A 7,515-nucleotide genomic window follows, 5' to 3' on the forward strand; every position below is an offset into this window, starting at 1 on the left:
ATATACTCACTTACTTCGCCAAACTTAAAGGCTTTAAAAAGAACGAGGCTGAACGGTTACTTGAGAGTGTTGGCCTTCAAGCTGCAGCAAATCGAGCAGTCAAAACCTACTCTAAAGGTATGAGGCAGCGCCTTGGTTTGGCGCAAGCACTGCTAGGCAAACCTAAACTATTATTACTGGATGAGCCCACCGTTGGCTTAGACCCTATCGCAACCGATTATTTTTATCGTACGGTAGACGAACTACGAAGCGATGGTTGCGCAGTGATTCTTTGTTCTCATGTTCTCCCTGGTGTTGAAGCGCATATCGACAGAGCTATGATACTAGGTGGCGGGAAGCAATTAGCCTTGGGTAATCTTGAAACGCTTCGCCAGCAAAGCGAGCTGCCTATCGAGATCAAAGCGCATGGCTTAGCAGCGAATGAAATTCCCAGCGAACTCATGCAGTATCAAAATGCGGTCGCCTGTGCGGCTGGCCAGCAATCTCTGCTTGTGCCGACGAAAGATAAAATGTCCGCCCTTAGAACACTCTCGGGAAATACAAGCATCAGCGACCTGGAGATCAAGCAACCTTCCTTGCAGGAAATATACAGCCACTTTATTCGCAAGGGAGAGCAATAAATATGGATAAAATACTAACTGTCGCCTCAAAAGAATTTAAAGATGGCTTCCGCAATCGCTGGACTTTGGCGATCACGGTAATCTTCGCCATTCTATCTTTAGGGCTTACGTATTTTGGCGCGGCTGCCTCAGGTAGTATCGGCTTTGCCTCGCTCAACTCAACCTTAATTAGTCTGGCAAGTCTGGCCGTTATCCTGATTCCCTTGATCGCATTGATGATCGCCTACAACGCCTTCGTAGGAGAATATGAACAAGGCACCATGCTACTCCTGCTCACCTACCCCCTCAGTCGACGCGATATGTTGATTGGCAAATTTCTGGGCCAAGGAAGTATCATCGCGATCTCCTCCCTGCTTGGTTTTAGTACTGCTGCAGCAGCCATTATCTTCAGCAGCGAGGTGGAAACCCTAGAAGTTCTCAATGCATTTTTCTGGTTTATTCTATCGGCGACACTACTTGGCTGGGTTTTTATTGCCATCGCCTATGTTATTAGTCTTAGCGTAGAAGAGAAATCGCGTGCCGCGGGCCTGGCTTTGGTCACCTGGTTTTTCTTTGTACTGGTATTCGACTTGGCTTTACTCGCTATTTTAGTCGCCAGTAAAGGCGATATTCAAAGTGACTTGCTCAGTCAAGTTTTACTCTTGAACCCAACGTATATCTTCCGCCTGGTTAATTATCAGGTGGTTAATGCCGCAGAATATGGTGGCGTGCTACAACTGGCTGAAGGCACAGAGATGAGCATGGCAGGACTGCTATCTTCCCTGGTTTTATGGATCGCAGCACCACTTGCATTCGCCGCCTACTTATTGAAGAAACGAGAGGTATAAGGTGATGAATCATAAGCCCCCCCACCAAAACGCTAAACAGTCGCCTTTAGTTCCGGTGCTGGTTTTGCTGATTCAAGGCGTATTAATTTTCGGGATTGTTTCGTGTAGTGAAAACGATCCTAAAGCTAAGCCAGAAATCAGCGCCGTACATATTGAAGACCAGGACGAATGCCACCTGTGTGGAATGCTTATCAACCAGTTTGCCGGCCCTAAAGGTGAGATGTTTGAGAAGAATAAATCGTCGGTACGTAAGTTTTGCTCAGTGAATGACTTGTTCGCCTATATGCTTCAACCTGAAAATATCCATAACACAGCTAAAGCATTTGTCCATGATATGACGAGCAGTCCTTGGGGTAATACTCGCGAAGCCGAGCTAATCGATGCCAAACAAGCCTGGTATGTAATTGGTCATAAGCTCCCCGGAGCAATGGGACCGGCCCTGGCTTCATTTAAAAACAAGAACAGTGCAGAAGCGTTTGCCAAATCACAGGGTGGCAAAGTTCTGGCATTTTCTGATATTTCGCTCGAAGTGCTAAATCAAGCTATGCATGCTCACTCAATGCATCAGACCGACAAGCTCAAACATGGGCATATGCAATAGGCCACTTTCATGAAGAGCGTGGTGCTAAACACTCAAGTGATGACATTTTATATAAGCAAGTCAATCGGACATCAAATTCGCTGCTAAAGCAGTCTGACTCTACCGAGGTAAGTTGATTAGGGCTCACTTATCCTCAGATTCGTTTTCCTTACTGTGCTTGCCACCTAAAACTTTCGCCCCTTTGTGTGCAAGCTTCCCTCCAGCCTTGAGCGAGAAGTATATGGTATTGAGTATATCTTTATGGCTATCTTCTATCGGCAAGGTTACATCTTTAATCAAAGGGACTTTCCTAAGTACGCTGTATGGTTCATCTGCTATCGCGCCGTGAACCTTCTCAACGGCGTCTACCGTATGATCATAGGCAAGCGCTAACAAATCCAAGCTACCTGATATGATTTCTTGATTCGACAAGCCTTGCGCGACTCTCTGCACCATTTGCTGCTTCTTAGTCGCTTCCCTCACCTCGTAGAACTTCAAGTCAATATGATCTGGATGCTCACGGAACCACTGGTTTATTTGCTGGTAAACCTTTTCTGAGTGAGCCAGAGGTACATGTGGAATACCATTGAAATGGGCCTGCTTACTGTCTTCTGGTGCAGATATGGGGTTAGCACTTGTATGTCTCACCAGGCTATCGCCAAAATACTTGTTGAGTAGACTATTCTTGTTCGCCGATAGCGAGCCGCTAATGAAGTGATGCTGAGCATGCGCGGTAAAACTTCCACAGCGCACACTCTGCTCGTAGGGGTCATCACTATCCGCGCCACGTTTTTCTTTATTCAGATGGAGTAAGCCGTCCTTCAGATCTTGTATACCCTGGCTTCGAACGTCTATCCAGTCTGCCCAGTGACTAATGTAATCACGCGGGATATAGCGAACAATAGAACTGGTTAGGTGACCAAACTTCTCCAAGGGCGAGCCTTCATGAGGCGTGCCAATGTAATAACAGTTTGACAACAAACTTAGCCAATCTGCTTCGGCATCTTGCGCGAGTTTCTGGGCACTTCGTATTAACAAGCCTCCCATACTAAAGCCCATTAGCACGATCTCTTCTACAGGTATGGGGTATGCCTCAATGAGCTCTGAAAGTAGCCGAGTTAATTTTTGCCCATTATCTTTAATCGATAAGCCTGTGTTGTAACGTAAGTAAAAAGGCGTAAAGCCAAACTCTTCTTGTAAGCGTCGACCATAGTTATCTTTTTCACTTAGCGCTTCGTCATCATCACTTGAACGACCATTACTCGAGCTCTCCCCTTCACTTTCCCCACCGAGTGAGTCTGGTTTTAAGTCCCATATTGTTTCTAGATTGGTCAGCCCGTGGATGAGGACGATAATTTTGTTAGATAAGGCTTTTTCTGCTTTGACGCTCCCGGAACCTTGAAGCACCTGTTGAGCAAGCGTGTCATCTAGCAATAGAGGTATGTTTTGCTGGTAAAAAGCCATATCGATGGCTAATGGGTTGTGCTCTTTTTCCAGATAATCACCAACGATGCCATTTAACACAGAGCGACTTAGGTTCGCCCAGTTTTTTAGGTCTACCGAAGCCATTAATTTGTTATCACTCGTTAGCTTATCCATGCGTATTCACTCGTTTAGGTGGGAAAAACCATTCTTCGGGAATGGAAAAATAAAAACTCGCGCCAAGACCGATACCCCTTCTGGCTTATCGGACGATGCAAGACTGGCCAGTTCATGGTGGATGACACTTAAAGCATCAGCTACCTATCAGGCTATAGCTCACGAGGGCTGAACATGATAATTGCCATGCCCAATAGCGCAACGCCTACGCCGGTAATATCCCAGCACGTGGGTTTAATACCTTCGACAACCCATAGCCAACATATTGCTACCAGGATATAAACACCGCCATAAGCAGCATAAACGCGGCCCGCAGCAGCAGGGTGCAAAGACAACAACCACGCAAACAAGCCTAGACTTAGAGCAGCAGGAATAAGCAACAAAGGGCTTTTATCCTGCTTTAAGTACAAATAAGGAAGGTAGCAACCAACAATTTCTGCAAGCGCAGTAACGATGAATAGCGCGATGGTTTTTAGCTCAAACATAAATTAGGCTTTATCTTGCTACCCTAGTGTATTACTTCCCTATCATACCCGCGATAGCTTTTGGTAAATCGGCAGGTAAGATTACCGACTTGCTGTTCTCAGATGTCGCCAGGCTTTCTATCGCTGAAACATACTTCTCACCAAGAAGGTAGGTCACTGCCATGTCTTTATCGGTCAAAGGGGCAGAGACCATTGAGATTGACTGCTGCCTCGCTTCTGCCAATAGCAATTCAGCTTTAGCATCTTGTTCTGCTGCTTCTTTTCGGCCCTGTGCTTCCAGTATTTGCGCTTGCTTCTGGCCCGTGGCTTCTAATATCTGGGCTTCTTTAGAACCTTCAGCTCTGGTCACCGTTGCACGCCTTGCCCGCTCTGCAGAGGCTTGCTCTTCCATTGCTTCTTGCATCGTCTTAGAAGGGTTAATGTCCTGAATTTCAACTGAACGAAGCGCTATACCCCATTCCGCAATTTCATTCGCAATCGTGCTAGTGAGGCTGGTTTTTATTTGCTCTCGAGAGCTCAATGCCGCATCCAGATTCATTTCACCGATAATTGAACGAAGCGTTGTTTGGACTTTGGTTTGTATCCCTATCGTGTAGTTATCAACACCGTACACTGCTTTCTGCGGGTCAGTAATGGAGATATAACCTACGGCACTGGCAATAATAATAGCATTGTCTTTTGTAATAACCTCTTGGCTAGGAATATCCAATACGATTTGCTTAGTTGTAAGCTTATAGGCCACCTGGTCAAAATAAGGAACGATAATATTCAATCCAGGCTTCAGTGTTTTTTGGTACTTTCCAAAGCGCTGTACAACCCACTGATAGCCCTGAGGTACGAGCCTTACACCTTGTGCAACCGTCACCAGTAATAAAATAAATATCGCTATTGCTATGTATAATCCTGCTTCCATAATCCCTTGCTCCTAAAAGATAATTTATTGTTTTTTCATCACTAGTCGATGTTCAGTGACACCGGTTACTTTAACCGCATCTCCTACATCTAGTTGATCATCAGACTCAAAGTCCCACTCATCATAGCCCTTAATGGGAGTAGAAAAGCGAACGCGCCCCGGCCTTTCCCCGGAAGGAGGCGTCAGCGTCACGCCTAGTTCACCCTGAATTTCATCAAGCGCTGGTAAAACTACCTTATCCCGCGAGGGTTTGAGTATTTTGAACCACATGCTGGTGAGTAAGGCAGATAAAATAGCCCAGGCGCTTATCTGAAAGGTAGTACTTAGATCCGGCTCGACAAGAAGTAACATGCCAACCAATACCCCGCCAATACCAAACCAAAGCGCGGTGAATGAAGGGATAACGAGCTCTAAAAGAACAAGAAAAATCCCAAAAACAATCCAATGCCAATACAATAAATCCATCAATAATTCCTATTTCTCATTCGACTGCGACAACTACTACGAGGCAAAGCTCTCGTTTAATTTTTTTTCAGCAAGCGCTTACTTATTATGTAACTTGAATAAGGGGTTGGTATTGGCTATAACGGCTGCCACATCACCTTTATCTGAATTATCAATTTTCGCCGCAGACAGTTCTGCTCTGCTTTCACAAACCGTGAAACCTTCAGCAAGTATGCAATCTCGCTCTTCAGCAACGTCTTCACTCGAAATTGAGTTGCTACCCTTAATTAGCCTCTTTGATATAGGCGTGTACTTTCCTTGTGCCAACTTTCGATGGTATTGAGGTTCAAACGAGAGTTGTTTTTGAGCTTTATTCTTCATCAGTATTCCGGTCTTAATATTTAGTTCTTCTATTTTAGCTTAGAAAGAGATCCAATCCGTAGCCACCACCACGCTATAGACATCTACCCCATAGTCTATCACTCCAAGGCTCAACACTACACAGTGCTTTGAAGCGGGATATCGGTAAATACAGTGATAAGAAATGTAAATCGACTGAGAAGTTTGGAGAGAGCCCGGAATTACCTGGTACGGATCAGAGTCAATCAAAGCCTACGCCCAGACACAGTGACCATCGGTGGGACATTAGAATGAGAGAAATAGCTCTGTTTTGAGCTACCTCTTTTAACTCGAAACAATCATTGCTCAACACCCAGTGTTTTGCGTTTAGAGTCGGATTAGCTGTTACTTTGGAATCCCTGCAGCCCATCATCAAGGGACTAATTTTATGCACGGAACAGAAGTCTGCTATCGTTTAGCCACTCACTTGCTAAAAAGCCAACGACTCTGGCCAGCTATATTTAGCGCTCGGTTTAGTCATACGCTAGTTCCTTTTAAATCTTAGTGCTAGCCTAGACCTTGCAGTTAGTTGTGCTCGATTGGACGCTTACATTTAAAGAAACCGAACACATTTTCTGATCACACTCCCATCATATTGTTTATATTAGCTGCACTACTTGCGCTCTTTTCTCTCAAATACATCATATCTAGTTTTATTAGGACCTCAACAAAGGAACATAGTTCTGCAAAGACGGTTTCAAACGTTGCATGGCTTTTCGTTGTCTTGATGGTTTGCTCGACAACCTCTTTTAAGCTTCGTTTTCCATCTATATGTTCAAACAATGCTTTGCTGTGTGGGTTTCTTTTTAAGGTAAACATTTGGTTCAGTTGTATTTGATTTCCTGGTGCAGAAAACGCCTTAAGCAAATTTTGCTTACGTTCATTTTGGCCGTAAATGGTGCTGATGGCAGGAACCAGATCTGTATTCTTTATGCTAGGAGTAGAAGTTTCCTTAAACGAAACAAAACAGCATTGTTTCATGATTTGACCAAACAACAACTCGCAGATAGATTGCTGTTTTCTAAGCGGAAGTTGTTTGATTGTGTTCAACAGCTCTGGGTCACGAATATAGGTTTCGGGATAAAAAATCATGTCACCAAGAGGGTGGTCAGGATTATATAGTTTATTTAACTTCAATCCTGCATTTTCAACATAGTCGTACATTTCGTTTACGGTATAGGCCCGGTCTTGAGAGTGTATTAGTAGATCGTATATGCCAATATCTGTACTTAAATCTTTCTTACAAGAAACTTTATTTGAGGAAAACCAATTGCCTTGTGGTAGCCCGTTTAGAGTTTTTTTTGTGTTATCAATACAGTCTTGAATGTTGGGCGTGTCGGTATTTATCTGACGCATTAATTCCTGCATCTGATAGATTCCTGTTCGTCCAATTGTTGCGTAAACCATAAGATACATCGCACCATCAGGATGAAGTACCTTAGTAAGCGCTTTTAAACCTTCATCTGGGTTTTTCAAGTGATGCAAAACGCCAGTACAGGAAATAAAATCAAACTCACCGTATTCTTGTTTGTTCAGATTTAACAAGGAATCATGAATCCAGGTAATATTTTTTAATTTCCTGACTTTAGCTCGTTCCTTGGCGATGTCCATTGATGCTTGAGACATATCCAAATAGACCACTTCTACT

General features: G+C 44.2%; 9 protein-coding genes. 3 read left to right on the forward strand and 6 right to left on the reverse strand.

Annotated features, from left to right (window positions below; all coding sequences use genetic code 11):
• The 3 genes from A3761_RS28860 to A3761_RS17935 form a co-directional block, all read left to right on the forward strand.
• Positions 1-620: ATP-binding cassette domain-containing protein (locus tag A3761_RS28860; protein WP_068750625.1), on the forward strand; the 620-nt coding region annotated here is incomplete at its 5' end.
• 2 nt (positions 621-622) lie between these two features.
• A complete protein-coding gene (locus A3761_RS17930) occupies positions 623-1,447 on the forward strand; it encodes an ABC transporter permease (protein WP_068507638.1) in 825 nt (274 codons plus the stop codon).
• 4 nt (positions 1,448-1,451) lie between these two features.
• Positions 1,452-2,048 carry a nitrous oxide reductase accessory protein NosL gene (locus A3761_RS17935; RefSeq protein WP_068507640.1) on the forward strand — a complete coding sequence of 199 codons (597 nt, stop codon included), beginning with the start codon at positions 1,452-1,454 and terminating at the stop codon, positions 2,046-2,048.
• A gap of 123 nt (positions 2,049-2,171) precedes the next feature.
• On the opposite strand, the gene A3761_RS17940 is transcribed toward A3761_RS17935, so the two are convergent.
• From A3761_RS17940 to A3761_RS17965, 6 genes are all read right to left on the reverse strand, one after another.
• The gene (locus A3761_RS17940; RefSeq protein ID WP_068507642.1) at positions 2,172-3,626 is read right to left on the reverse strand and encodes a triacylglycerol lipase; all 1,455 of its coding nucleotides are present in this window, start codon (positions 3,624-3,626) and stop codon (positions 2,172-2,174) included.
• A gap of 152 nt (positions 3,627-3,778) precedes the next feature.
• The gene (locus A3761_RS17945) at positions 3,779-4,111 is read right to left on the reverse strand and encodes a YnfA family protein (protein ID WP_068507643.1); all 333 of its coding nucleotides are present in this window, start codon (positions 4,109-4,111) and stop codon (positions 3,779-3,781) included.
• A 31-nt stretch (positions 4,112-4,142) separates the two neighbouring features.
• A complete protein-coding gene (locus tag A3761_RS17950) occupies positions 4,143-5,024 on the reverse strand; it encodes an SPFH domain-containing protein (protein ID WP_068507645.1) in 882 nt (293 codons plus the stop codon).
• Between the two features lie 24 nt (positions 5,025-5,048).
• Entirely contained in the window at positions 5,049-5,489 is a 441-nt protein-coding gene (locus A3761_RS17955) for an NfeD family protein (RefSeq protein ID WP_068506810.1), read from the reverse strand.
• A gap of 78 nt (positions 5,490-5,567) precedes the next feature.
• On the reverse strand, positions 5,568-5,849 hold the full coding sequence (locus A3761_RS17960) for a hypothetical protein (RefSeq protein ID WP_068507647.1): 282 nt from the start codon (positions 5,847-5,849) through the stop codon (positions 5,568-5,570).
• Between the two features lie 597 nt (positions 5,850-6,446).
• On the reverse strand, positions 6,447-7,515 hold a 1,069-nt coding region (locus A3761_RS17965), incomplete at its 5' end, for a bifunctional 2-polyprenyl-6-hydroxyphenol methylase/3-demethylubiquinol 3-O-methyltransferase UbiG (RefSeq protein ID WP_156491931.1).

The organism is Oleiphilus sp. HI0123 (assembly GCF_001635315.1).

Coding starts and splice junctions, on each gene's coding strand:
- A3761_RS17945 (WP_068507643.1), bottom strand. CDS start 4,111: ATGTTTGAGCTAAAAACCATCGCGCTATTCATCGTTACTGCGCTTGCA.
- A3761_RS17940 (WP_068507642.1), bottom strand. CDS start 3,626: ATGGATAAGCTAACGAGTGATAACAAATTAATGGCTTCGGTAGACCTA.
- A3761_RS17930 (WP_068507638.1), top strand. CDS start 623: ATGGATAAAATACTAACTGTCGCCTCAAAAGAATTTAAAGATGGCTTC.
- A3761_RS17960 (WP_068507647.1), bottom strand. CDS start 5,849: ATGAAGAATAAAGCTCAAAAACAACTCTCGTTTGAACCTCAATACCAT.
- A3761_RS17950 (WP_068507645.1), bottom strand. CDS start 5,024: ATGGAAGCAGGATTATACATAGCAATAGCGATATTTATTTTATTACTG.
- A3761_RS17955 (WP_068506810.1), bottom strand. CDS start 5,489: ATGGATTTATTGTATTGGCATTGGATTGTTTTTGGGATTTTTCTTGTT.
- A3761_RS17935 (WP_068507640.1), top strand. CDS start 1,452: ATGAATCATAAGCCCCCCCACCAAAACGCTAAACAGTCGCCTTTAGTT.